23 protein-coding genes and 1 riboswitch are annotated in these 23,233 nt (G+C 72.4%); of the genes, 18 read left to right on the top strand and 5 right to left on the bottom strand.

Annotated elements, in window-relative coordinates; translation table 11 throughout:
• The first annotated feature begins 269 nt into the window (after positions 1-269).
• Positions 270-400, top strand: a riboswitch (FMN riboswitch).
• A gap of 155 nt (positions 401-555) precedes the next feature.
• The 9 genes from ACZ3HQ_RS25285 (at position 556) to ACZ3HQ_RS25245 (ending at position 8,108) form a co-directional block, all read left to right on the top strand.
• Positions 556-1,161 carry a riboflavin synthase gene (locus ACZ3HQ_RS25285; protein WP_467514290.1) on the top strand — a complete coding sequence of 202 codons (606 nt, stop codon included), beginning with the start codon at positions 556-558 and terminating at the stop codon, positions 1,159-1,161.
• Complete coding sequence (locus ACZ3HQ_RS25280) at positions 1,158-1,799, top strand: nicotinamide mononucleotide transporter family protein (RefSeq protein WP_467514289.1); 642 nt, start codon at positions 1,158-1,160, stop codon at positions 1,797-1,799. Before ACZ3HQ_RS25285 ends, ACZ3HQ_RS25280 begins: the two co-directional genes overlap by 4 nt.
• Positions 1,796-3,124, top strand: a complete 1,329-nt coding sequence (locus tag ACZ3HQ_RS25275) for a bifunctional 3,4-dihydroxy-2-butanone-4-phosphate synthase/GTP cyclohydrolase II (protein ID WP_467514288.1) — start codon at positions 1,796-1,798, stop codon at positions 3,122-3,124. Before ACZ3HQ_RS25280 ends, ACZ3HQ_RS25275 begins: the two co-directional genes overlap by 4 nt.
• Positions 3,125-3,171: 47 nt before the next feature.
• Positions 3,172-3,660, top strand: coding sequence for a 6,7-dimethyl-8-ribityllumazine synthase (gene ribH, locus ACZ3HQ_RS25270; protein WP_467514286.1), 489 nt, complete (start codon positions 3,172-3,174; stop codon positions 3,658-3,660).
• Positions 3,661-3,694: 34 nt separating this feature from the next.
• A complete protein-coding gene (locus ACZ3HQ_RS25265) occupies positions 3,695-3,967 on the top strand; it encodes a phosphoribosyl-ATP diphosphatase (RefSeq protein WP_006378313.1) in 273 nt (90 codons plus the stop codon).
• A 60-nt stretch (positions 3,968-4,027) separates the two neighbouring features.
• Positions 4,028-4,876, top strand: a complete 849-nt coding sequence (hisG, locus tag ACZ3HQ_RS25260) for an ATP phosphoribosyltransferase (RefSeq protein WP_217460958.1) — start codon at positions 4,028-4,030, stop codon at positions 4,874-4,876.
• Between the two features lie 15 nt (positions 4,877-4,891).
• Positions 4,892-5,365, top strand: a complete 474-nt coding sequence (locus ACZ3HQ_RS25255; RefSeq protein ID WP_467514284.1) for a PH domain-containing protein — start codon at positions 4,892-4,894, stop codon at positions 5,363-5,365.
• A gap of 293 nt (positions 5,366-5,658) precedes the next feature.
• Positions 5,659-6,993: a hemolysin family protein gene (locus tag ACZ3HQ_RS25250; protein WP_467514282.1), complete on the top strand. Its 1,335-nt coding sequence runs from the start codon at positions 5,659-5,661 to the stop codon at positions 6,991-6,993.
• Positions 6,990-8,108, top strand: a complete 1,119-nt coding sequence (locus tag ACZ3HQ_RS25245; protein ID WP_467514280.1) for a hemolysin family protein — start codon at positions 6,990-6,992, stop codon at positions 8,106-8,108. The genes ACZ3HQ_RS25250 and ACZ3HQ_RS25245 overlap by 4 nt, the downstream gene beginning before the upstream one ends.
• Positions 8,109-8,146: 38 nt before the next feature.
• Here the strand turns inward: ACZ3HQ_RS25245 and ACZ3HQ_RS25240 are convergent, their stop codons facing one another.
• Together ACZ3HQ_RS25240 and ACZ3HQ_RS25235 are read right to left on the bottom strand one after the other, a co-directional pair.
• A complete protein-coding gene (locus ACZ3HQ_RS25240) occupies positions 8,147-10,006 on the bottom strand; it encodes an AAA family ATPase (protein WP_467514761.1) in 1,860 nt (619 codons plus the stop codon).
• A 460-nt stretch (positions 10,007-10,466) separates the two neighbouring features.
• Complete coding sequence (locus tag ACZ3HQ_RS25235) at positions 10,467-10,931, bottom strand: hypothetical protein (protein WP_467514278.1); 465 nt, start codon at positions 10,929-10,931, stop codon at positions 10,467-10,469.
• Between the two features lie 392 nt (positions 10,932-11,323).
• On the opposite strand from ACZ3HQ_RS25235, the gene ACZ3HQ_RS25230 reads away from it, so the two are divergent.
• From ACZ3HQ_RS25230 to ACZ3HQ_RS25210, 5 genes are all read left to right on the top strand, one after another.
• Positions 11,324-12,280 (top strand): hypothetical protein, encoded by a 957-nt coding sequence (locus tag ACZ3HQ_RS25230; RefSeq protein WP_467514276.1) that lies wholly within the window; start codon positions 11,324-11,326, stop codon positions 12,278-12,280.
• 43 nt (positions 12,281-12,323) lie between these two features.
• Complete coding sequence (locus ACZ3HQ_RS25225; RefSeq protein ID WP_467514274.1) at positions 12,324-13,865, top strand: amino acid permease; 1,542 nt, start codon at positions 12,324-12,326, stop codon at positions 13,863-13,865.
• 263 nt (positions 13,866-14,128) lie between these two features.
• A complete protein-coding gene (locus ACZ3HQ_RS25220; protein WP_467514272.1) occupies positions 14,129-15,493 on the top strand; it encodes a peptidase C39 family protein in 1,365 nt (454 codons plus the stop codon).
• A gap of 88 nt (positions 15,494-15,581) precedes the next feature.
• On the top strand, positions 15,582-16,241 hold the full coding sequence (locus tag ACZ3HQ_RS25215) for a TetR/AcrR family transcriptional regulator (protein WP_467514270.1): 660 nt from the start codon (positions 15,582-15,584) through the stop codon (positions 16,239-16,241).
• Positions 16,242-16,493: 252 nt separating this feature from the next.
• Positions 16,494-17,666 (top strand): acyl-CoA dehydrogenase, encoded by a 1,173-nt coding sequence (locus tag ACZ3HQ_RS25210; protein ID WP_356432245.1) that lies wholly within the window; start codon positions 16,494-16,496, stop codon positions 17,664-17,666.
• On the opposite strand, the gene ACZ3HQ_RS25205 is transcribed toward ACZ3HQ_RS25210, so the two are convergent.
• Positions 17,629-17,862, bottom strand: a complete 234-nt coding sequence (locus tag ACZ3HQ_RS25205) for a hypothetical protein (protein WP_467514269.1) — start codon at positions 17,860-17,862, stop codon at positions 17,629-17,631. The genes ACZ3HQ_RS25210 and ACZ3HQ_RS25205 overlap by 38 nt on opposite strands.
• Before the next feature lie 77 nt (positions 17,863-17,939).
• On the bottom strand, positions 17,940-18,383 hold the full coding sequence (locus tag ACZ3HQ_RS25200; RefSeq protein ID WP_467514267.1) for a hypothetical protein: 444 nt from the start codon (positions 18,381-18,383) through the stop codon (positions 17,940-17,942).
• A 234-nt stretch (positions 18,384-18,617) separates the two neighbouring features.
• Between ACZ3HQ_RS25200 and ACZ3HQ_RS25195 the strand changes: the two genes are divergently transcribed.
• The 4 genes from ACZ3HQ_RS25195 (at position 18,618) to fxsA (ending at position 22,657) form a co-directional block, all read left to right on the top strand.
• Entirely contained in the window at positions 18,618-19,061 is a 444-nt protein-coding gene (locus ACZ3HQ_RS25195) for an Lrp/AsnC family transcriptional regulator (protein WP_030810457.1), read from the top strand.
• Between the two features lie 60 nt (positions 19,062-19,121).
• Positions 19,122-20,726: an amidohydrolase gene (locus ACZ3HQ_RS25190; protein WP_467514265.1), complete on the top strand. Its 1,605-nt coding sequence runs from the start codon at positions 19,122-19,124 to the stop codon at positions 20,724-20,726.
• A 533-nt stretch (positions 20,727-21,259) separates the two neighbouring features.
• Entirely contained in the window at positions 21,260-22,048 is a 789-nt protein-coding gene (locus tag ACZ3HQ_RS25185) for a polyprenol monophosphomannose synthase (RefSeq protein ID WP_467514263.1), read from the top strand.
• Positions 22,049-22,081: 33 nt separating this feature from the next.
• Positions 22,082-22,657, top strand: a complete 576-nt coding sequence (fxsA, locus tag ACZ3HQ_RS25180; RefSeq protein ID WP_467514262.1) for an FxsA family membrane protein — start codon at positions 22,082-22,084, stop codon at positions 22,655-22,657.
• Between the two features lie 101 nt (positions 22,658-22,758).
• Here fxsA and ACZ3HQ_RS25175 read toward each other — a convergent pair whose 3' ends face one another.
• On the bottom strand, positions 22,759-23,133 hold the full coding sequence (locus tag ACZ3HQ_RS25175; protein ID WP_003977404.1) for an RNA polymerase-binding protein RbpA: 375 nt from the start codon (positions 23,131-23,133) through the stop codon (positions 22,759-22,761).
• Positions 23,134-23,233: the final 100 nt, after the last annotated feature.

The following is a 23,233-nucleotide window of genomic DNA, read 5'->3' as shown; positions in this document are numbered from 1 at the left end:
TGACCTGTGACGGCGCCACGGCCGGGAATGTGACATGCGGCTGGGGTGACCCGGCGGCGGGCAAGGGCCTTCGTCACCGCCGCCGGGTCCGGTCGCACCATAAAAGGACTAGACCACTTCGGTCAACAGGTCCGGACCAAGCTCAATTCCCTTGTGATGTGGGGATGTTGTGTCGGGTGTTCACCCGCATGGTGTGTCTGTGAGGCAGCCCACACCGGTCCCCTGTATGGCCGACCGGCGGGCGTGGCAGACTTGCGGTGTACCAGAAGCAGCGCACTCCGGGGTCGGTGAAAGTCCGAACCGGCGGTTACAGTCCGCGACCCGGCCGCTTCCAGCGGCCGGTTGACCAGGTGAAACTCCTGGACCGACGGTTAAAGTCCGGATGGGAGGCAGTGCGCGGCGGGCGGGCATCACCATGCGCGCCGCCGTATCAGGTCTCGTCCCTTGTGGGACGGGTCCCTCTCGGCGTCGTACCCGGTGCATTCCCCTCGTCCATGCCGTCGTCATCGACCGGCCCCCGGAGTCCGTGCCCGAAGAGGCAGGAGGACCGGGGACGTGTTCACCGGAATCGTGGAAGAGCTGGGCGAGGTCACCGCCGTCGAGAACCTCGGCGACGCCTCCCGTTTCCGGCTCCGTGGCCCCGTCGTCACCGAAGGCGCGCGGCACGGGGACTCCATCGCCGTCAACGGCGTCTGTCTCACCGTGGTCGAGCACGAGGGTGACGAGTTCACCGCCGACGTGATGGCCGAGACCCTCAAGCGCTCCAGCCTCGGCGCGCTCGCCGTCGGCTCCCGCGTCAACCTCGAACGCCCCACCGCCGTCGGCGCCCGCCTCGGCGGCCACATCGTGCAGGGCCATGTCGACGGCTCCGGCGAGGTGCTCGCCCGTACCCCGTCCGAGCACTGGGAGATCGTGAAGATCTCGCTCCCCGCCCACCTCTCCCGCTACGTCGTGGAGAAGGGCTCCATCACGGTCGACGGCATCAGCCTCACCGTGGTCGAGGCGGGCCCCGACTTCTTCACCGTCAGCCTCATCCCCACCACGCTCGCCCTGACCACGCTCGGCCACAAGCAGCCCGGCGACCCGGTCAACCTCGAGGTCGACGTCATCGCCAAGTACGTCGAGCGGCTGCTCGCGGCCGGACGGGAGGCAGGCGCGTGAACTCGCTCAACACCGAGGCGTTCACCCTGTTCGGCCAGCACATCCTGTGGTCGGACATGATCGGCAACCTCTTCGGCCTGGCCGCCCTCGCACTCGGCTGGCGCCGCTCCCTGGTGACCTGGCCGGTCCAGCTCCTCTCCGGCCTCATCCTGTTCGCCGCGTTCTACGGTCACCTCGCCGGCAGCGCGGGCAAGCAGGTCGTCGTCATGGCCGTCGCCGTCTACGGCTTCTGGCAGTGGAGCCGCAGCCGCGGCAAGGCCGCCGACGGCCACATCGCCCCCCGCTTCGCCACCTGGCGCGAACGCGCGGTCATGATCGCCGCGGCCGCCGCCGGCACCGTCGCCGTCGCGCTGCTCTTCACCGCGTACCCGTCGCTGTCCTGGGACCCCTGGCCGGACGCCTACATCTTCGTCGGCACCATCGTCGCCATGTACGCCCAGGCCAAGGGCATGGTCGAGTTCTGGATCGCCTGGCTGCTCGTCGACGTCGTCGGCGTCCCGCTCAACTTCGCCAACGGCTACGCCTTCTCCGGCTTCGTCTACGTGATCTACGGCGCGCTCGTCCTGTGGGGCATGCGCGACTGGTGGCTGCGCTCCCGCGAGAACGCGCGGCCCGTCCTGGAAGGAACGCCCGCATGACCTCGGCACCCCCGCTGCACCCCGGTGACAGCATCGAAGACCTCCGCCTCGACCCCGTGGAGCAGGCCGTCGCCGACATCGCCGCGGGCCGCCCCGTCGTGGTCGTCGACGACGAGGACCGCGAGAACGAGGGCGACCTCGTCATCGCCGCCGAGAAGGTCACCCCCGAGATCGTCGCCTTCATGATGAGCGAGTGCCGGGGCCTGATCTGCGCCCCCATGGAGGGCGCCGAACTCGACCGGCTGAAGCTGCCGCAGATGGTCGAGGACAACACCGAGTCGATGAAGACCGCCTTCACCGTCTCCGTGGACGCCTCGCCCGCGCACGGCGTGACCACCGGCATCTCCGCCACCGACCGCGCCACCACCCTGAAGCTGCTGGCGAGCGGCACCGCGCGGCCCACCGACCTGGTCCGCCCCGGCCACATCTTCCCGCTGCGCGCCCGCGAGGGCGGCGTCCTGGTCCGCGACGGCCACACCGAGGCCGCCGTCGACCTCGCCCGGCTCGCCGGACTGCGCCCCGCCGGAGCCATCGTGGAGATCGCCGGCGAGGACGGCCGCATGCTGCGGCTGCCCGAGCTGATCCCCTTCGCCCGCAAGCACGGCCTGACGATCATCTCCATCGCGGACCTCGTCACCCACCTCCGCGCCCCCGCGGCCGAGGCCGAGGAGGCCGTGACAGCGCCTCTCGCGGTCGCGCCCACCGTCCGCCGCGAGGCCGAGACCAGCCTGCCCACCCGGCACGGCACCTTCACCGCCTACGGCTACCGCGCCCCCGACGGCGTCGAACACGTCGCCCTCGTCCACGGCGACATCGGGGACGGCACCGGCGTGCTCGCCCGCGTCCACTCCGAGTGCCTCACCGGCGACGTCTTCGCCTCCCGGCGCTGCGACTGCGGCCCCCAGCTCGACGCCGCCCTCGCCCGCATCCACGCCGAGGGGAGGGGCGTCGTCGTCTACCTGCGCGGCCACGAGGGACGCGGCATCGGCCTGCTGTCCAAGCTGCGCGCCTACGAACTCCAGGAGCGCGGCCGGGACACCCTCGACGCCAACCTGGAACTCGGCCTGCCCGCCGACGCCCGCGACTACGCGGCCGGCGCCCAGATCCTGGCCGACCTCGGCGTGCGCGACGTCCGCCTGATGACCAACAACCCCGACAAGACCGACGCGCTCACCCGGCACGGCATCCAGGTCACCGGCCGCGAGCCGATGCCGGTCCACGCCGACGAGCACAACGTCCGGTACCTGCGCACCAAGCGCGACCGGATGGGCCACGACCTGCCCTGGCTGGACACCCCCGCCGTGTCCACCTGCGGCAACCAGTAAGCGATCAACCAGTAAGCGATACCGAGCGAACAGCGCGAAGGAGCAACGTGAGCGGCAAGGGTGCACCGGAGATCTCCGTACGCAGCAACGTCAGCGACCTCAGGGTCGCCGTCATCGCGGCGCAGTGGCACGACAAGGTGATGGACGGTCTGGTGAACGGCGCCCTGCGCGCCCTGCACGACCTGGGGATCGACGAGCCGACCTTGATCAGGGTCCCCGGCAGCTTCGAACTCCCCGTCGCCGCCAAGGTCCTGGCCGACCGCGGCTACCAGGCCGTCGTCGCCCTCGGTGTCGTCATCCGCGGCGGCACCCCCCACTTCGACTACGTGTGCCAGGGCGTCACCCAGGGCCTCACCCAGGTCTCGGTGCAGACCGGCGTCCCCGTCGGCTTCGGCGTCCTCACCTGCGACACGGAGGAGCAGGCCCTGGACCGCGCCGGCATCGAGGGCTCCAGCGAGGACAAGGGCCACGAGGCGGTCACCGCTGCCGTGGCCACGGCTGCCACGCTCCGTTCGGTGTCCGAACCCTGGCACTGAGACCCCGTCCGGACCGCGTAGGCTGAGGACCACCATGTCCAATAAGACGTTCGAGGAGCTCTTCACCGAGCTCCAGCACAAGGCAGCCACCGGCGACCCCGCCACCTCCCGCACCGCCGAACTGGTGGGCAAGGGCGTCCATGCCATCGGCAAGAAGGTCGTCGAGGAGGCCGCCGAGGTCTGGATGGCCGCCGAGTACGAGGGCAAGGAAGCGGCCGCCGAGGAGATCTCGCAGTTGCTCTACCACGTCCAGGTGATGATGGTCGCCCGCGGTATCTCGCTGGACGACGTCTACGCCCACCTGTGATCCGTCGCCCCGTACGCCGAACCCACCGCACCACGCCGTCACACGAAGGAAGCCGACCTCATGCTGCGCATCGCCGTCCCCAACAAGGGTTCCCTGTCCGGACCTGCGGGGGACATGCTGCATGAGGCCGGCTACCGGCAGCGGCGGGAGTCCAAGGAACTGCGCACCGTGGACCCGGTGAACGAGGTCGAGTTCTTCTACCTCCGCCCCCGGGACATCGCGATCTACGTCTCCTCCGGGCAGCTCGACATCGGCATCACCGGCCGCGACCTGCTGATCGACTCCGGCGCCGGCGCCGAGGAGATCCTCCCGCTCGGCTTCGCCCGCTCCACCTTCCACTTCGCCGCCCGCCCCGGCACCTTCGCCGGCACCGCCGACCTCAAGGGCCGCACGGTCGCCACCTCCTACGAGGGCATCGTCGGCCGCCACCTCGCGGACAACGCCATCGACGCCTCCGTGGTCCACCTCGACGGCGCGGTGGAGACCGCGATCGAGCTGGGCGTGGCGGAGATCATCGCGGACGTGGTGGAGACCGGCACCTCGCTGCGCAACGCCGGGCTCGAGGTCTTCGGCGAGCCCATCATGAAGTCCGAGGCCGTCGTCATCCGCCGCACCGGCGCCGACACCGACGAGCCCAAGGTCCAGCAGTTCCTCCGCCGCCTCCAGGGCGTCCTGGTCGCGCGGACCTACGTGATGATGGACTACGACTGCCGCGTGGAGCAGCTCGAGAAGGCCGTCGCGCTCACGCCGGGCCTGGAGTCCCCCACCGTCTCCCCGCTGCACAACGAGGGCTGGGTCGCCGTGCGCGCCATGGTCCCGGCCAAGGAGGCCCAGCGGATCATGGACGATCTGTACGCCATCGGGGCCCGGGCCATCCTGACCACGGCCATCCACGCCTGCCGTCTCTGAGGAACCGCGAGTCAGATGTCCGAGCCGTCCCAGCCCCCCGCCGCCCAGCCCGTCCTCCCGGTCACCTTCCGGCCGGGACACACCCGGGTGATCCTGCTCACCGCCGGGGTCGCGATCTTCCTGGTCGTCGCCGCCGTCGCCCTGCTGCTGGAGATGGGACCGGGGGAGCGCCTCAGCTTCATCGTCACCGGCGCCCTGATGGCCTGGGTGCTGGCCCGGCTGGCGCGGGTGAAGGTCGTCGCCGAGCAGTCCGGCGTCACGGTCGTCAACATCGCCGGCAGCCGCAAGCTGGCCTGGGCCGAGATCGTCGGGGTCAACCTGCGTCCGGGTGACCCCTGGGTGTTCCTCGACCTCAGCGACGGCACCAGCCTGGCCGCGCTCGGCATCCAGCCCGGCGTCGCCAAGGAGCGCGCCATCGCCGACGCGCGGAGCCTGCGCACTCTGGTGGAGCAGCAGGCGCCGCGCGATCCCGAGTTCCCCCGGAGCTGAGGCTCCGGCAAGCCGAGCGCGGCCTCAGGGGCCCCTCGGGGTCCCGGATCAGGGGCCGATCAGGGGCGGTCACCCTTGCCGCACCTGCCCCGGTCTTGACTAATCTGTTGGCGGAGGCGTTTTTCGAGGCGCCTCCGCCTCCGTCGTGCCACGCCCGGCGCGCGGAGGTTTTCCCTGCTATCCGAGGAGTGACCCTCTCCGGCGATGGACGGTTCGTCCTGTAGTACCTGCGCCGCCCCCTGCCGACATACCGCGGACCACCCGGCCCGCGTGCACGCGGAGGCGGCGGCATCATGAGCATCTCCCTGCTGCTCCTAGGAGCGGCCTTCCTGCTGATCCTGGCCAACGGCTTCTTCGTGGCCGCCGAGTTCGGCCTCGTCACCGTCGAGCGCCAGGACGCCGAGCGGGCCGCGGCCGAGGGCGACAAGCGCGCCCGTACGGTCGTGGAGTCGCTGAAGGAACTCTCCTTCCAGCTCTCCGGCACCCAGCTCGGCATCACCATCACCTCGCTCGTCGTCGGCATGCTCGCCGAACCGGCCCTCGCGGACCTGCTCGGCGGCCCCCTCGGCGCGCTCGGCGTCCCCGAGGGTGCCGCCTCCGGGGTCGCGGTGGTGGTCGGCATGCTGCTGGCCTCCGCGGTCCAGATGGTCGTGGGTGAGCTGGTCCCCAAGAACTGGGCGGTCTCCAAGCCGCTCCAGGTAGCGCGGTTCGTCGCGGGCCCGCAGCACGTGTTCGCGCGGCTGTTCCGGCCGGTGATCTCCGTGCTGAACACGGTCGCCAACCGGCTGGTCCGCGCCCTCGGCGTCGAGCCCGCCGACGAGCTGGCCTCCGCCCGCACCCCCGGCGAACTGGTCTCCCTGGCCCGGCACTCCGCCCGGGCCGGCGCCCTGGAGCAGGACACGGCCGACCTGTTCGTGCGCACCCTGTCCCTCGGCGACCTGACCGCCCAGCACGTCATGACCCCGCGGGTGAAGGTCAGCGCGCTCCAGGACTCGGCCACCGCCGAGGACGTCGTCAACCTCACCCGTGCCACCGGTCTGTCCCGCTTCCCCGTCTACCGGGAGAAGATCGACGAGATCGTCGGCATGGTCCACCTCAAGGACGCCCTCGCGGTTCCGGCGGCCGAGCGCCTGCGCACCCCGGTCGCCCGGATCGCCGGCAAGGCGCTGCTGGTCCCCGAGACCCTGCCGGTGCGCCCCCTGCTGACCCGGCTGCGCAGCGAGCAGCCCATCGCGGTCGTCGTCGACGAGTACGGCGGCACCGCGGGCGTGGTCACGCTGGAGGACATCGTCGAGGAACTGGTCGGCGAGGTCCGCGACGAGCACGACCGCCAGGTCGTGCCCGAGGTCGCCCCCGCCCCGCCGGAGGACGGCCGCCCCGCCTGGGACGTGGACGGCGGCTGCCGCGTCGACGTCCTCACCCGCATCGGCCTGGAAGCCCCCGAGGGCCCGTACGAGACAGTCGCCGGGCTCGTGGCCGACCTGCTCGGCCGCATCCCCGCCCCCGGCGACCGGGCCGAACTGCCCGGCTGGCGGCTGTCCGTGCGCCAGGTCCGCCACTACCGCGCCGAGCGGGTCCGCCTGGTCCGGACGGCGCCCGTCGCCCAGCAGCCGGAGGCCGTCCGATGAGCGTCGTCCAACTCCTCTTCGCCGCGCTGCTCGTGCTCGCCAACGGATTCTTCGTCGGCGCCGAGTTCGCGCTCGTCTCCGTCCGGCGCAGCCAGATCGAGCCGGTCGGCACCGCGCGTGCCCGCCAGGTGCTGCACGGTCTGGAGCGGCTGCCGCAGATGATGGCGGCCGCCCAGTTCGGCATCACCGTCTGCTCGCTGACCCTGGGCGCGGTGGCCGAGCCGACCGTGGCCCATCTGCTGGAGCCGGTGTTCGAGGCCGCCCATGTCCCCGAGGGTGCGATCCACCCGCTGGGCTATGTGATCGCGCTGGCCGCGGTGGTCTTCTTCCACCTGGTCATCGGTGAGATGGTGCCGAAGAACCTGGCCATGGCCGCCCCGGAGAAGGCCGCGCTCTGGCTCGGTCCGGGCCTGGTGTACTTCGCCCGGATCTGCAAGCCGGTCACCGTGGCGCTCGGCGCCTGCGCGCAGGGCATCCTGCGGCTGTTCCGCGTCGAGCCCAAGGACGAGGTCGAGGCCGTCGTCACCAGCGAGCAGCTCAACCGCCTGCTGGAGGACTCCGGCCAGGCCGGGCTGCTCGACCCGGAGGCGCAGGAGCGTCTTGAGGACGCCCTGGAACTGGGCTCCCGCCCGGTCACCGACGTCCTCCTCAAGCGCGAGACCCTCGTCACGGTGCCGCCGTCGGTGACACCGGGCGAGATCGTGGAGCTGACCGCGCGCACCGGCTACTCCCGCTTCCCGGTGGCCGCCGGAGCCGGCGCCTTCATGGGGTACGTGCATGTGAAGGACGTCCTCGACCTGGAGGACTCCGACCGCGCCGTGCCGCAGCACGTGTGGCGCCCGATGGCCACGATGCGGGCGGAACTCCCGCTGGACGACGCGCTGACCGTCATGCGCCGGGCGGCCACGCATCTGGCCCAGGTGGCGGACGCCTCCGGCCGGGTGCTGGGTCTGGTCGCGCTGGAGGACGCGCTGGAGCTGCTGGTGGGCGAGGTCCACGACCCGGCCCACCCGGACACTCCCGCGCCCGCGCCGAAGACGGAACCGGTGCCCGTGCGCCCGGCCCCGGCCCGGCAGCGCACGAGCGGGGACCCGGAGCAGGCACTGGCCACCTAGGGCCTGTCGTTTGGATCATGCCGGCGCCGCGGGGCCCGTCACATCGCCGACGGGTCCTGTGGCGCTCGCCCCGACAGCACCTCGCCGTACGCCTGCATCAGGTCCGGCAGCCGGAGAGTGGCCAGGTCCTCGCGGGAGAGGACGCCCGGACAGGTGGACAGCCGCAGATCCCGGTACGCGCAGCTCTTCTCGTACAGGGTGCGCAGGAACCGGCCGTTGCCCAGCTCGTCGATCCAGCCCTGGTCGACCACGTGCCCGGCGATGGAGCGCAGCTCCTCCACCGCCTCCTCGTCCCACGCGTCCCCGTTCTCCGCCGCCAGCACCCGTCCGATCTCGGTCAGTTCCGGCGGGCGGTAGGAGGGGAAGTCCACGCGGGTGGTGAAGCGGGACGACAGACCTGGGTTGGCGGCCAGCAGCCGGTCCATGCCCTCGGGGTACCCGGCGAGGATCACCACCAGGTGGTCCCGGTTGTCCTCGGCCCGCTTCAGCAGCACCTGGAGCGCCTCGTCCCCGTACGCGTCACCCTTGCCGTATCCCGAGTTGGAGAGCGCGTACGCCTCGTCCACGAAGAGCACGCCGCCGATGGCCGAGTCGATCAGTTCGTTGGCCTTCACCGCGGTCTGGCCCAGGTACTCGCCGACCAGGTCGGCCCGCTGGGCCTCCACCAGGTGGTCGCCGCCGAGCAGGCCGAGGGCGTAGAAGACCCGGCCGAGGATGCGGGCCACCGTGGTCTTGCCGGTGCCGGAGGGGCCGGAGAAGACGAAGTGCCGTTTCGGCGGCTGGACCGGCAGCCCCTGCCCGGCGCGCAGCCGGGCCATGTTGAGCTGCGCCGAGAGCGCCTTCACCTGGCGCTTGACGGGCTCCAGGCCCACCATGCGCTCCAGCTCCGCCAGGGCCTCCTCCAGCAACCCCGGATCGGTCGGGCCGGCCGGCAGGTTCGGCGAGGTGACACCGGTCCTCAGACGGACCGCGCGGTCCGCCGAGGGCAGCGGGCCGGCCGGCAGGTCGGGCTCGGCGAACCGGAGGTCGCGGCCCTCGCTGCCGAACAGCGGGTCGAGGGTGTCGGGACCGTCGATGGTGTCCTGCCCGGCGCCGGACAGGGTGACCGAGGCGAAGTCGGCGGGGTCGTCGTAGCCGTCGCCCTCGGCGATGGCGGCGAGCCGGGCGGAGGTGTCCATGAAGGCCGGGTCGACCCGGTGCACGGCCCGGTACAGCGGGAGCGCGGCGGCGCTGCGGCCGGTGCCCTCGTGGGCGCGGGCCAGCCAGTACCGCAGCTCCTTGCGCTGCGGCTGCTCGCTGCGGCAGCGCATCAGGGCGGCCGAGAGCAGCGGCTCGGCCTGCCCGTACGTCTCCAGCCGGACGCGGGCCATGCCGCCGAACAGGCCCGCCTCTATGCCGAGCAGCGGGTCGGCGAGGAGCGGGTCGGTGTGCCGGACCAACTGGTCCCAGTCCTTGACCAGATAGGCGCGGCAGGCGTGCAGGAACCGCACCTGGGGGTCGGTGTCCACGGGTGGCAGCCCGGCCAGCGCCCGGTCCAGCTCCGGCACATGGCGGCCGTCCAGCCAGTGCGAGGCGTGCGCCAGCAGCAGGTCGCGGGGACTCTCCAGTACCGGCTGCACCCACCAGCCCAGCCAGTACCAGGAGTTGAGGGAGCGGTGGTGCCGGGCGCGCTGCTCGCCGAAGCGGTCGCGGTGCCGGAACATCCGCAGCAGCGCGGTGGTCGTGTCGACCCTGAGCGCGTGCAGCCCGAGCCAGGCGTCGGCCATCCCCGGGTCCATCCGCGCCGCGGCGCGGAACTCCTCCTCGGCCTGCGGGTAGGCGCCCATCGTGTAGGCGTCCACGCCTCGCACCCAGGCGAGGTCGGCCGGGGCCTCGGGGCCCTGCATGCCGAAGTCCATCACGTCCCCCACGAACCGTGCCCCCCGTTGGTTGCCCACCGGGCAGGCGCTCGGCGGTCGCCGCGGTCGAACCGCTGTACCGCGGACCGGAGTTGCCGGTGCGCGAGGCTGCTGCTCGAAGGTCGCACCGAGGGCATCGTACCCGTGGGGGCACCGGCTGCCGAAGGGTGCCGCAGAGGGCGTTTGACGAGGTGGGAGCATGCGGGGCGCACGGGGCGCGGTCACCGAGGGTGATCGAATCGGTGCGTTCGGCGCCCGGAATCCGGCTCGGGACAGAACGAAGCCCCCGGTCACGGGGGAACGATCGGGGGCTTCGTGTCCTTCGGACGGCCCGCGAAAGGCCGTGTGTAGAGAACGTAAGACCTGTACGGGCGCCGGGTCAAGCTGAGTTGGGGCCCTGAACGGACTTCCGGGACAGGCGCCTTCACAAGTTCAGCACACAGCGGACGGGTCGTCACCGTCAGTGAGAATCCGGGCCGGAGAAGCCCGGCCGGAGGGGGCTCGCGGGCCCGGGGAGCACCTCGTACCCCTCGGGTGTCGCGCGCACCAGCAGGTCCGCATGGGGGCGTGCGGGATCGCCGGCGAAGTGCGCGCGCTCCGCCCCGGTCCAGCCGTCCCAGAACTCCCGCTGGGCCTCGCCGTCCCGGCGGCGGCCGCGCGCCCAGGACTCCCGCGCGTCCAGCTCCATCCACAGCAGGGCCGCCAGGTGCGGGCGCAGCTCCCGGCGGCCGGCGCCCACGCCCTCGACGAGGAGCACGGGGGCGGGCGGCAGGAGGCGGGGCGGGCCGAAGGCGCGCAGGGTCCAGTCGTAGGGGGAGTACCGCGCGCTGTCGCCCCGGCCCAGCGGTTCGATCACCTGGGCGGTCAGACGGCCGGTCCAGGAGAACAGTTCGTCGTGGGTGGCGATGTCGTCCAGGTGCAGCACCGGCGCCCCGCCGAGCGCGGCGGCCAGGCGTCCGGCGAAGGTGGACTTCCCGGAGCCCGCGTGCCCGTCGACACCGATCAGCCGGACCGGCCCCAGGGACGGGGGGAGGGCGCGCAGCCGGCGGGCGAGGTCGTGAATGGCGATTCCTGAGGTGTGATGCGGTGTGGGGGAGTTCTGCCGGAAACAGTCTAGTAGGGGGTGGAGGCGAGCTGTCCGGCGGACCGAAAAGCGCGACTTCCCGAGGTGTCCGCTGACTCAAGGTCAATCGGTGGAGATTTTCCCCCGGAATCCGCCGACCGATATGTGAAATTCGGCGTTCCAGGTGTGTCGCCCGATGAGTAAGGTGCGTCCTGCACAACTGCGACGCGTCGTATCGGGACGGACAGGGGAGCATGGCCGCGGAGTTATTCGAGGGGCAGTACGTCTGGCACCCGGCGGCCGACGACCGCGTCCTGGCGAGCGTATGCGTCGACGTACGGGCAGGGCGTCACCGCTACGCCTGTGAGGCCCTGGCCGAGACCCGGTCCGACTTCGGCCTGCGCGCCCACCGCTCGCTGGTGCTGGCCTCGGAGGCGGCCGGCACCGACCTGGTGGAGCGCTGGCTCGCCGAGGAACCGTCGCCCGAGGCCGCGCTGATGTGGGCCCGGGTGGCCGTGCAGCGCGCGATGCGGGCCGCCGACGCGCGCGACGAACGCGCCGAGGCGCTGGAGCGGATAGCGCTGGCCGCCTGCGAACGCGCCTCCGCCCTCGCCCCGGACGACCCCACGCCCTGGGTCGCCAAGCTGACCATGACCCGGCTGCACCGGCTGCGCGAACCCGCGCCGCAGGGCCTGCTCACCGCGCCGCCCGGCCCCTGGCGGCTGTTCGCCCACATCCTGTCCCTGGACCCCTGGCACCGCGAGGCCCACCACCGCTTCCTCTCCTTCTTCTTCACCCGGCACGGCGGCACGGTCAACGCCGCCTGGGACGTGGCCGCCTTCCTCAGCCAGCGCGCCCCCGCCGACTCCGCGCTCCGGCTGCTGCCGCTGGTCGCGCTGGTGGAGAGCTACAACCCGACCCAGTTGCTCGCCGACCGGGTCTGGGAACAGCCGCAGTGGCGCTCCACCGCGCTGGCCGCCTACCGCAACTGGCTGCCCACGGTGGCCCGTTCCCGGTTCACGCCGGTGCTCGACCTGGCCTACCTCGCACACGCGCTGGTCATGGGCCAGAGCGAGTTCGAGGCACGGGCGGTGTTCGCGGCGATGGGCCCGTACGCCTCGCGCATGCCCTGGAGCGCCTTCGGTGACCCCGCCGAACAGCTCTCCCGGGCCCGGCGCGCCTGCGGGCTGTCCGTCCCCGGACCCGCCTGAGACCGCACCTCACGCGTACACCCCCCAACAGAAAGGCAGATCAGTGTCGGAACGGATATCGCCGCCAGGGGCCGAGGCTCCTGCGGCCGAGGAACCGGTCGTGCTCGACGACGACGCGACCCTGCACGCGATGGGTTATCCGCGCAAACTCACGCGCCGTTTCAAAGCGTTCGACAATTTCGCGATCTCCTTCACCATCATCAATATCCTCTCGGGTATTTTCTCGTCCTTCGGATTCGGTCTCGGTGCGGGTGGCCCCCGTATTCTCGTGTTCGGCTGGATCGGCGTCTCCGTGATGGTGCTCTTCATCGGCGCCGCCATGGCCGAGGTCGCCTCCGCCTATCCGACGAGCGGGGCGCTGTATTTCTCCGCCGGTAAACTCGCCAAGCGGCACAAGGGCGCCTGGTCCTGGTTCACCGGCTGGCTCAACTTCGTCGGGCAGATCGGCGGCACGGCCGCCACCGGATACGCCGCCGCCACCTTCATCCAGGCGTTCGTCGCCCTGCAGTGGTCCTCCTACGAGCCCACCGCCCACCAGACGGTCCTGATCACCGCGGTGATCATCGTGCTCCAGGGTCTCGCCAACACCTACACCGTCCAGCTCGTCGCGGTGCTGAACCGGATTTCCGTGTGGTGGCTGCTGATCGGACTCGTGGTGATCGTGGGCGCACTCATCGTGATTCCCGATCATCACCAGTCGGCGTCCTTCGTCACGCATTTCGAGAACAACACCGGCTTCACCAACGGCCTTTACGGCGGCATGCTGGGCCTGCTGGTCACGAGCTGGACCTTCACCGGCTTCGACGGCAGCTTCCACATGTCGGAGGAAACGGTCCAGGCGACGGTCAACGCGCCCAAGGGCATCACCCGCGCCATCGGCTATTCGGCGATCACGGGCCTCATCCTGATGCTCGCGCTGGTCTACAGCATTAGTGACTACGCCAAGGTGGCCGGTTCGGACGCCCCGCCCGTGCAGATTCTCATCGACGGGCTCGGCGTCGGCACCGCCAAGGTCATGCTGCTGATCGTCATCGGCGCCATGCTCTTCTGTGGTCTGGCCAACCTCACCAGCAACACCCGGCAGATCTTCGCCTTCTCGCGCGACGGCGCCATGCCCGGCTCCCGCTGGTGGCACTCCGTCTCGCCGCGCACCCGGACGCCCGTCAAGGCGGTCTGGCTCGCGGTGGGCTGCTCGCTCGCCCTGGTGGTGCCCGGCTGGTGGTCCCACACGGCGTTCACCGCCATCGTCAGCGTCAACGTGGTCGGACTGTTCCTCGCCTACGCGGTGCCGATCTTCCTGCGGCTGCGGCTCGGCGACGAGTTCCAGGCCGGTCCCTGGCACCTGGGCCGCTGGGGCCGGCCGATCGGCTGGGTCGCGGTGATCTGGATTCTGCTCAGCAGCGTCCTGTTCATGCTGCCGCAGGCGTCCCCGATCACCGTGGACTCCTTCAACTACGCGCCGATCGCGCTCGCGGCCGTGCTGCTCATCGCCACGGTGTGGTGGTTCACCACCGCCCGCCGCCGCTTCCAGGGCCCGGTCAGCTACGGCCGCCCCGACGAGGTCGCGGCGATGGACCTGGTCTGAACCGGAGTGGGCTCCTGAGTGACATGAGCCTGCCATGGCACGGCCCCGGTGTGCGGCGTCCCGCCCCGCACCGGGGCCGAGCCGTGCCGGTGCGCCGACTCCCGCCATTGGCCAAGACCAATATTCATGGGCGCGGCATGCGCCGAAGTGCTGGCAGGGGCATGTCGGCTGCTCCATAGTTGGCGCACAACCGTGCACCCGAGTTGGCGCACGCCCGTGCACCTGAACCGTCCCGACCCGGACACCTGGGGGTAGTCGCGCCCATGAGCAGAGCCCAGCAGCCGTCCCGCCGCACCGTTCTCGCCGCGGCCGTCGCCGTCGCGGCGGCCGCCGGGACGGTCCCCGCGGCCGCCGCAACCGCGGCCGCCGACGCCGGCGACCCGGGCCGCGCGCCCGCCCGTCCCGTCGACAACCGCGCCTGGACCACGTACCTCGACTGGCGCGGCGGCACCGGACGCGGGGTGCGGACCGTCCCCGGCCGCCGACCCGGCATCGCCATCGCCGTGCCCGAGGGCCGCACCGACTACACCGACCCGCACACCGGCACCACCGCCGCCTGGGAGTACGCCACCTGGACCTCCCCGCTGCACCGGCTCAGGGTGCCCGCCACCGAGCTGATCGCCTCCTGGAACGCCGACACCCCGGCCGGCACCTGGCTCCAGATCGAGCTCCAGGCCGGCTACTCCGACGGCACCACCGCCCCCTGGTACGTGATGGGCCGCTGGGCCGCGGGTGACGAGGACATCAAGCGGACCTCGGTGGACGACCAGAGCGACGGCAAGAGCTCGGTGTGGACCGACACCTTCGCCATCGACGACGCGAGCACCGGCCTGCGCGCGGTCGCGTACCGGCTGCGCCTCACCCTGTACCGGACGCCCGGCACCCGTCTGACCCCGACCGTGTGGCGCGTCGGCGCGATGGGCTCCGACGTCCCCGACCGCTTCACCGTCCCGGCCTCGACGCCCGGACTCGCCCGCGAACTGGTCGTACCGCGCTACTCGCAGGAGATCCACAAGGGCCAGTACCCGCAGTACGACAACGGCGGCGAGGCGTGGTGCAGCCCGACCTCCTCGCAGATGATCATCGAGTACTGGGGCGGCAGGCTCACCCCGGAGCAGCTCGCCTGGGTCGACCCGTCCTACGCCGACCCCCAGGTCGACCACGCGGCCCGGTACACCTACGACCACCAGTACACCGGCTGCGGCAACTGGCCGTTCAACGCGGCCTACGCGGCCACCTTCCCCGGCATCCAGGGCGTGGTGACCCGGCTGACCTCGCTCACCGACCTGGAGACCCTGATCGCTGCGGGCATCCCGGCCATCACCTCCCAGTCCTTCCTCAAGACCGAGCTGACCGGCGCCGGTTACGGCACCTCCGGCCACCTGATGACGGTCATCGGCTTCACCGCCGACGGCGACGTCATCGCCAACGACCCCGCCTCGCCCAGCGATCCCGAGGTGCGCCGGGTCTACGCCAGGCGCGAGTGGGAGAACATCTGGCTGCGCACCAAGCGGTACGACGCGAACGGGAAGGTCAGGAGCGGTACGGGCGGCGTCTGCTACCTGTACTTCCCGGCCCGCCCGACCGGGCGCCAGCTCCGCGCGCTCGCGGCGGTGGGCGTGCGCTGACCTGGTACGGGGGCGGCCGGGCGCCGGTCAGGCCGCCCCCTCTGCCATACTGCGCGGGTCCCGCCGAACGCCGAGACCAGGGCAGACTGTGCGTGTGCGTCAGCAACCAGCGGCCGTCCCCGTCCGGGCGCGCGGCACCGACCGCTCCGCGGCCCGCCGCGCCGAACTCCTCGCCATCGGGCGGGCGTTGTTCGCGGACACCCCCTACGACGCGCTGTCCATGGACGACATCGCCCGCCAGGCCCATGTCGCCAAGGGCCTGATCTACTACTACTTCCGCTCCAAGCGCGGCTACTACCTGGCGATCGTCCAGGACTCCGTCGCCGAGCTGGTCGCCTTCGCCGCCGGCGGCGCCGAACGCCCCGCCGTGGACCGCCTCCAGCGCACCATCGACGGCTACCTCCGCTTCGCCGAGCACCACCAGGCCGCGTACCGCACCATCGTCAGCGGCGGCGTCGGCTTCGACGCCGAGGTGCACGCCATCCGGGACGGAGTGCGCGAGGCGATCGTCGCCACCATCGCCGACGGCGCGTACGGCAGGACCGACATCGGCCCACTGGCCCGTACCGGCCTGTTCTCCTGGGTGTGCAGCGTCGAGGGCACCACGCTCGAGTGGATCGGCCGCCCGGAGCTGACCCGCGCCGCCCTGGGCGAGCTGCTGGTCAAGACGCTGGGCGGCACCCTGCGCGCCATCGAGGAGCTGGACCCCTCCTGCCCGGCCCCGCCGCCGGCCCGCCGCGACGGCTGAGAATCCCCCGTACGGCCCCGCCCGCATCCCGGCTGGAGGGGGTGCGGGGGACTCTGGCTGGATTCTTGAAGTAAGCGGTCGTTAACTGGTGACGGGAGGTTCCCGATCGGGCATACTCACGGCACAAGCCGCTGGTCAGCCGCTTCCGAGACCCGGAGGCGGGCCCTCGGCGCAACCGGAGCGATCGCGCGGAGCCGCCCCACCCAAGGCGCACATCCGCCGATGTGCCCGCACAGGGAGGAGTCCGACGCCATGTCCGACCGCGAAACGCAGCCGGTGGAGCGTCAACTGCCCACGGACGAGGCGAGAGATCTGCTCGCCCTGGTCCGGGACATCGCACAGCGCGAGATCGCGCCGAAGGCGGCCGAGGAGGAGGACGCCGGACGCTTCCCCCGCGAGGTCTTCACCCTCCTGTCGGAAGCCGGCCTGCTGGGCCTGCCCTACGACCCCGAGCACGGCGGCGGCGAGCAGCCCTACGAGGTCTACCTCCAGGTGCTGGAGGAGCTGGCCGCGGCCCGGCTCACCGTCGGCCTCGGCGTCAGCGTCCACACGCTCGCCTCGTACGCGCTTGCCACCCACGGCACCAAGCAGCAGCAGGTCGAGCACCTGCCCGCCATGCTCGGCGGCGGCCTGCTCGGCGCCTACTGCCTCTCCGAGCCCTCCTCGGGCTCCGACGCGGCCTCCCTGCGCACCAGGGCCGTCCGGGACGGCGACGACTGGGTGCTCAGCGGCACCAAGGCATGGATCACCCACGGCGGTATCGCGGACTTCTACACCGTGATGGCCCGCACCGGCGCCGACGGCCCGCGCGGCATCACCGCGTTCCTGGTGCCCGGCGACGCCGAGGGCCTGAGCGCGGCCGTGCCGGAGAAGAAGATGGGCCTCAAGGGCAGCCCCACCGCCCAGGTCCACCTGGACGGTGTACGCGTCCCGGACGAGCGGCGCATCGGTGAGGAAGGGCAGGGCTTCGGCATCGCCCTGTCGGCGCTCGACTCGGGCCGGCTCGGCATAGCGGCCTGCGCCATCGGCGTCGCCCAGGCGGCCCTGGACCAGGCGGTGGCGTACGCGACCGAGCGCCGGCAGTTCGGGCACCCCATCGCGGACTTCCAGGGACTGCGCTTCCTGCTGGCCGACATGGCCACCCAGATCGAGGCGGGCCGGGCGCTGTACCTGGCGGCGGCCCGGCTGAAGGACGCGGGCAGGCCGTTCGCCAAGCAGGCGGCCATGGCCAAGCTGCACTGCACCGACACCGCGATGCGGGTCACCGTCGACGCCGTGCAGGTCCTCGGCGGGTACGGCTACACCGCCGACTTCCCGGCCGAGCGCTACATGCGCGAGGCCAAGGTGCTCCAGATCGTCGAGGGCACGAACCAGATCCAGCGGATGGTCATCGCTCGCCATCTGGCGGGGCCGGAGAGTCGCTGAACTGTCCCCGGCGCACCGTCGGGGCCGCCAGCTCGGCCCATTCCGGGTCGTGGCGCCCCGGCAGCGTGCGGCCCCGGTCGGCCCAGACCCGCATCAGCTCGGTGTAGATGGGCGGGTCCGGGGGCGGAGGCGAGTCCGCCGGCCGGGGCACGTAGACGCGGCGCTGACGCCCGGTGGCCGTCTGGGTGGGAGTCATGCCTGGCCAACGCGAGCGTGGCCGGGCAGGTCACCGGCGGGCGGAATCGAGCGTCAGTTCAGCGTCGTCCACACCGCTCAGGCGGCGGCCCTGCCGCGCGTGAACGGCACCTGCATGGGGCGCGAGCCCGGACCGCCCACGTGCGAGAACGGCTGGGTCCGCCAGTCCAGGCCCTGGGGGAGCGTCAGCAGCAGGGCGGTGTCCTGCTCCTGCGGCGTGAAGGACTCGTCGGCGGGGCGGGCGTCCGCCGCCGCGCGGCCGGTACCGGCACAGGCCGTCAGGCCGAACGGGTTCCACGGCGAGGCGCACAGCGCGTGCTCCGGCAGGAACTCCTCGTCCGCCAGGAGCGCGATGGGCTGCGCGCAGTCCGGGCAGATCACCCGGTACATCTCGAAGGTGTCGTAGTCGGAGTCGGGGCCGTAGGCGTCGCCGGAGTCCGGTTCGACACCCTCCGGCTCGGGCTCGACGACGAGCTGCTGCCGCTTGGCGGCAACGCGAACGGGGCGCTTGACACTCTGCATGGGATTCTCCCCCTAAGGCTGGGCCGTGAAGGCGCTGCGGCCTCGACCACAGCAAGCACTTCCCGCAGGTTCTCGGCGGTAATCGTGAGAACCTCACGCAGCGCGTTCACATGGTGTGGCGTTCGTCACAGGCTAACGGTGGATATCCGCCCAGATGCCGCGTGCCGCGCCCGCAGAGCCCCCGGAACTTCGCCCGCGCGCACGCGCGCGGGACCGCAGGGTAGGTTCTGGCCCATGGAGGAGCTGGACCGTCAGATCGTGCAGTTGCTCGTCAAGGACGGGCGGATGAGCTACACGGACCTGGGCAAGGCCACGGGCCTGTCCACGTCGGCCGTGCACCAGCGGGTGCGCCGGCTCGAACAGCGGGGCGTCATCCGCGGCTACGCCGCCGTGGTCGACCCCGAGGCCGTCGGGCTACCGATGACCGCGTTCATCTCCGTCAAACCGTTCGACCCCAGCGCCCCGGACGACATCGCCGAGCGGCTCGCGGGCGTCCCCGAGATCGAGGCGTGCCACAGCGTCGCGGGGGACGAGAACTACATCCTCAAGGTGCGGGTCGCCACCCCGCACGAACTGGAGGAACTCCTCGCCCGGCTGCGCTCCCTGGCCGGCGTCTCCACCCGCACCACGGTCGTGCTCTCCACGCCGTACGAGGCACGCCCGCCGAAGATCTCCTGAAGCCCGCCGACACGCGCCCCGGTTCCGGGCGCGCAGGGGGTACGGGAGACACTGGTGGGCATGAGTGAGCAGCCCGCCGACCCCCAGACCGTCCTCCTGCGCCGGGGCGAGGTCCACAGCCCCGCCGACCCCTTCGCCACCGCCATGGTGGTGGAGCGCGGCCAGGTCGCCTGGGTGGGCTCGGAGGGGGCCGCCGACGCCTTCGCCGACGGGGTGGACGAGGTGGTCGACCTCGACGGCGCCCTGGTCACCCCCGCCTTCACCGACGCCCATGTGCACACCACCGCCACCGGGCTCGCCCTGACCGGCCTCGACCTCTCCGGCGCGCCCACCCTGGAGGCGGCCCTCGCCCTGGTCCGGGAGTTCGCCGCCGCCCGCCCCGCCGACCGGGTCCTGCTGGGCCACGGCTGGGACGCGGCCCGCTGGCCCGGCGGACGCCCGCCGACGCGCGCCGAGCTGGACGCGGCCACCGGAGGCCGCCCGCTCTACCTCTCCCGCGCCGACGTCCACTCGGCCGTCGTCAGCACCGCCCTGCTGGACCTGGTCCCGGCCGGGGTGAGCCGCGCCGACGCCCCGCTCACCGCCGACGACCACCACACCGTCCGCGAGGCCGCCCTCGGCGCGCTCGCCCCGGCCCAGCGCGCCGAGGCCCAGCGCACCGCGCTCGCGCACGCGGCCTCCCTCGGCATCGGCTCGGTGCACGAGTGCGGCGGCCCGCAGATCTCCTCAGAGGACGACTTCACCGGCCTGCTGCGGCTGGCGGGTGAGCTGCCCGGCCCCCGCGTCGTCGGCTACTGGGCCGAGCGGGACGTCGACAAGGCGCGCGAACTGGGCGCGGTGGGCGCGGCCGGCGACCTCTTCGTGGACGGGGCGCTGGGCTCCCACACCGCCTGCCTCCACCAGCCGTACGCGGACGCCCCGCACACCGGCGCCGCCTACCTGGACGCCGACGCGGTCGCCGAGCACGTCGTCGCCTGCACCGAGGCCGGGCTCCAGGCGGGCTTCCACGCCATCGGCGACGCCGCCGTCACCGCCGTGGTCGAGGGCGTGCGCACCGCCGCCGAGAAGGTCGGCCTCGCCCGCGTACGGGCCGCCCGGCACCGGGTCGAGCACGCCGAGATGCTCACCCCCGACACCATCGCCGCCTTCGCCGAGCTGGGCCTGATCGCCTCCGTCCAGCCCGCCTTCGACGCGATCTGGGGCGGCGAGGACGGCATGTACGCCGACCGCCTCGGCGCCGAGCGGGCCCGCACCCTCAACCCGTACGCGGCCCTGCTGCGCGCCGGGGTGCCGCTCGCCTTCGGCTCCGACAGCCCGGTCACCCCGCTCGACCCCTGGGGCACCGTCCGCGCCGCCGCCTTCCACCGCACGCCGGAGCACCGGGTGTCGGTGCGGGCCGCGTTCACGGCGCACACGCGCGGCGGCTGGCGCGCCGTCGGCCGGGACGACGCGGGCGTCCTGGTGCCGGGCGCGCCCGCCGACTACGCGGTCTGGCACACCGGCGACCTGATCGTGCAGGCCCCCGACGACCGGGTGGCCCGCTGGTCCACCGACCCCCGCTCCGGCACGCCCGGCCTGCCCGACCTCACCCCCGGCACCGGTCTTCCGGTCTGCCTGCGGACGGTGGTCGGGGGCCGGACGGTGTTCGTACGGCCGGGCGAGTGATCTCCCGGCCCGCCGGTGGAGCCGAACGGGTGGCGCCGCCCGGTCGCCCGACCTGCGCATCCCCGCCTGTTTCCGCGCCCCGCCCGGTGTAAGCCCTGGCCGGGGGCTGTTGACAGCCGACGGCGGCGGGCGGGTAGGTTCGGCCGAGTCCACCAACGGACGTTCGACCGGGGAGTGTTCAGCCACTCGTCGCGGCGCCACTGGGTCAGGGCGGTGTGCCGTACCGGGCACCGTCGACGGCAGCCAGGCGCAGTGCTCGCGCCGACGAGGGAGCGCTCCGGCCGGTCGGCAAGGTGTGACCCGGATGGGGCCCGCGCGCTCAGTAGACAACGGCTCTCGGTCGACCCGCAGCCAGCGGGTCCCAGGCCGGCCCGAAGGGCGGCGCGGGCCCCCATCCGCCGCGCGAAACGCGCCGGAAAACGCGCTCCTACCCCGCTCACCGGCTTCCGACACCACCCGAGGCCCGTGCCGCCGCGTCATCGCAGGCCGTGCCCACTATGGTGGACGCCTGCGCACGACATGAAGGGGCAGCAGTGAACGACGGCGACGGGACCCTCTCGGCCAAGGCCAGAGGGCGGCAGTTCGGTCCGCTCGGCACGGCCTTGGTGATCATTCCGACCTACAACGAGGCGGAGAACATCAAGGCCATCGTGGGCCGGGTACGCAAGGCCGTCCCCGAGGCGCACGTCCTCGTGGCGGACGACAACAGCCCGGACGGCACCGGCAAGCTGGCCGACGAGCTGGCCGCCGCGGACGACCACGTCCAGGTGCTGCACCGCAAGGGCAAGGAGGGCCTGGGCGCCGCCTACCTGGCGGGCTTCCGCTGGGGCCTGGAGCACGGCTACGGCGTGCTGGTCGAGATGGACGCCGACGGCTCCCACCAGCCCGAGGAACTGCCCCGTCTGCTGACCGCCCTCAAGGGCGCCGACCTGGTCCTCGGCTCGCGCTGGGTGCCCGGCGGCCGGGTGGTGAACTGGCCCCGCTCGCGCGAGGCCATCTCCCGCGGCGGCAGCCTGTACTCCCGGATCGCCCTCGACCTGCCGCTGCGCGACATCACCGGCGGCTACCGCGCCTTCCGCGCCGAGACGCTCCAGGGGCTCGGTCTGGAGGAGGTCGCCTCCCAGGGCTACTGCTTCCAGGTCGACCTGGCCCGCCGCGCGGTCAAGGCCGGTTACCACGTGGTGGAGGTCCCGATCACCTTCGTGGAGCGCGAGTTCGGCGACTCCAAGATGAGCCGGGACATCCTGGTCGAGGCCCTGTGGCGGGTCACCGCGTGGGGCGTGGGCGACCGCGTCGGCAAGATCAAGGCCAAGGGCAGGTAGGAGTACCGGGCGGGGCCCAGGCACACTGGAAGCATGACGACTGGCGCATCCACTCCTCCGCAGCCGGGGCAGACCGGTCAGACCGGTCGGCCCAGGCGTTCGGCGCCGCGCAGGTATCTGCCGCTCGCCCTCGCCGCGTGGCTGGTGCTGGAGATCTGGCTGTTCACCCTGGTCGCGGACGCGGCCGGGGGCCTCGCCGTGTTCCTGATCCTGGCCGCGAGCTTCGTCGCGGGCGCGGTCGTGGTGAAGCGGGCCGGCCGCCGCGCCTTCCGCAGCCTGGACGAGGCGCTGCGGCGCGGTACCGCGCCCTCCTCGGGCGGCGGCAGCAACGGCCTGCTGATGCTCGCCGGACTTCTGCTGATGCTCCCCGGCATGCTCTCCGACGTGGCCGGACTGCTCCTGCTGCTGCCCCCGGTGCAGAACCTGGTACGCCGCCGCACCGAGCACGTGGTCAGCCGCAAGCTGGGCGCGGCCACGCCGGGTTCCTTCGGCGACGCCTTCCAGCAGGCCCGTATCCACCGCCCGGACGGCAAGGTGGTGCAGGGCGAGGTCGTCCGCGAGCGCCGCGACGACCCCGCCGACGAGCCCCGGCCCCCGCTGAGCCGCTGAGCCGGCTCGGGACAGCACGAAACCGCGGGCGCCGTACACCCTGAAGATGTACGGCGCCCGCGGTTCTCACTGTGCGCTCGGTCCGGCGCGGCCCCTGGGGGCTACGCGGACTTGCGGCTGTCGCGCGGGTGTACCGCGATGTTCATCGCGCCCGACCGCAGGACCGCCAGACGCTCCTCGAGGACCTCTTCGAGTTCCTCGCGGGTGCGCCGTTCCATCAGCATGTCCCAATGGGTACGCGCGGGCTTGGCCTTCTTCTCCTCAGGGCCGTCGCCGTCGACCAGGAGTGCCTGGGCCCCGCAGACCTTGCACTCCCACTCCGGCGGAATCTCCGCCTCGACCGAGAAGGGCATCTCGAAACGATGCCCCTTCTCGCATGCGTACTCCACGGCCTGGCGCGGGGCCAGGTCGATGCCGCGGTCCGTCTCGTAGCTGGTCACCACGAGGCGCGTACCGCGAAGAGCTCGCTCACTCATGAATCGTGCCTCCCGGGCTTGTCGCCCACAGGACAGGTGTCGCTGTCGTCGTCATCCGGTCAACGTCCGGTCGGCGGTAAAGATTCCCGTTCCGAGTCCC

This window comes from Streptomyces sp. NPDC018263, assembly GCF_055562575.1.
Note: the sequence above shows the minus strand (reverse complement) of the source record. Positions and strands in the feature narration are given on the sequence as shown.

What these genes read in the sequence shown, in the direction of transcription:
- ACZ3HQ_RS25275 (WP_467514288.1), top strand. Translation starts at nt 1,796, where the DNA reads ATGACCTCGGCACCCCCGCTGCACCCCGGTGACAGCATCGAAGACCTC.
- ACZ3HQ_RS25210 (WP_356432245.1), top strand. Translation starts at nt 16,494, where the DNA reads ATGTCCGACCGCGAAACGCAGCCGGTGGAGCGTCAACTGCCCACGGAC.
- ACZ3HQ_RS25245 (WP_467514280.1), top strand. Translation starts at nt 6,990, where the DNA reads ATGAGCGTCGTCCAACTCCTCTTCGCCGCGCTGCTCGTGCTCGCCAAC.
- ACZ3HQ_RS25195 (WP_030810457.1), top strand. Translation starts at nt 18,618, where the DNA reads ATGGAGGAGCTGGACCGTCAGATCGTGCAGTTGCTCGTCAAGGACGGG.
- ACZ3HQ_RS25240 (WP_467514761.1), bottom strand. Translation starts at nt 10,006, where the DNA reads ATGGACTTCGGCATGCAGGGCCCCGAGGCCCCGGCCGACCTCGCCTGG.
- ACZ3HQ_RS25205 (WP_467514269.1), bottom strand. Translation starts at nt 17,862, where the DNA reads ATGACTCCCACCCAGACGGCCACCGGGCGTCAGCGCCGCGTCTACGTG.
- hisG (WP_217460958.1), top strand. Translation starts at nt 4,028, where the DNA reads ATGCTGCGCATCGCCGTCCCCAACAAGGGTTCCCTGTCCGGACCTGCG.
- ACZ3HQ_RS25190 (WP_467514265.1), top strand. Translation starts at nt 19,122, where the DNA reads ATGAGTGAGCAGCCCGCCGACCCCCAGACCGTCCTCCTGCGCCGGGGC.
- ACZ3HQ_RS25175 (WP_003977404.1), bottom strand. Translation starts at nt 23,133, where the DNA reads ATGAGTGAGCGAGCTCTTCGCGGTACGCGCCTCGTGGTGACCAGCTAC.
- ACZ3HQ_RS25220 (WP_467514272.1), top strand. Translation starts at nt 14,129, where the DNA reads ATGAGCAGAGCCCAGCAGCCGTCCCGCCGCACCGTTCTCGCCGCGGCC.
- fxsA (WP_467514262.1), top strand. Translation starts at nt 22,082, where the DNA reads ATGACGACTGGCGCATCCACTCCTCCGCAGCCGGGGCAGACCGGTCAG.
- ACZ3HQ_RS25265 (WP_006378313.1), top strand. Translation starts at nt 3,695, where the DNA reads ATGTCCAATAAGACGTTCGAGGAGCTCTTCACCGAGCTCCAGCACAAG.
- ACZ3HQ_RS25255 (WP_467514284.1), top strand. Translation starts at nt 4,892, where the DNA reads ATGTCCGAGCCGTCCCAGCCCCCCGCCGCCCAGCCCGTCCTCCCGGTC.
- ACZ3HQ_RS25200 (WP_467514267.1), bottom strand. Translation starts at nt 18,383, where the DNA reads ATGCAGAGTGTCAAGCGCCCCGTTCGCGTTGCCGCCAAGCGGCAGCAG.
- ACZ3HQ_RS25230 (WP_467514276.1), top strand. Translation starts at nt 11,324, where the DNA reads ATGGCCGCGGAGTTATTCGAGGGGCAGTACGTCTGGCACCCGGCGGCC.
- ACZ3HQ_RS25250 (WP_467514282.1), top strand. Translation starts at nt 5,659, where the DNA reads ATGAGCATCTCCCTGCTGCTCCTAGGAGCGGCCTTCCTGCTGATCCTG.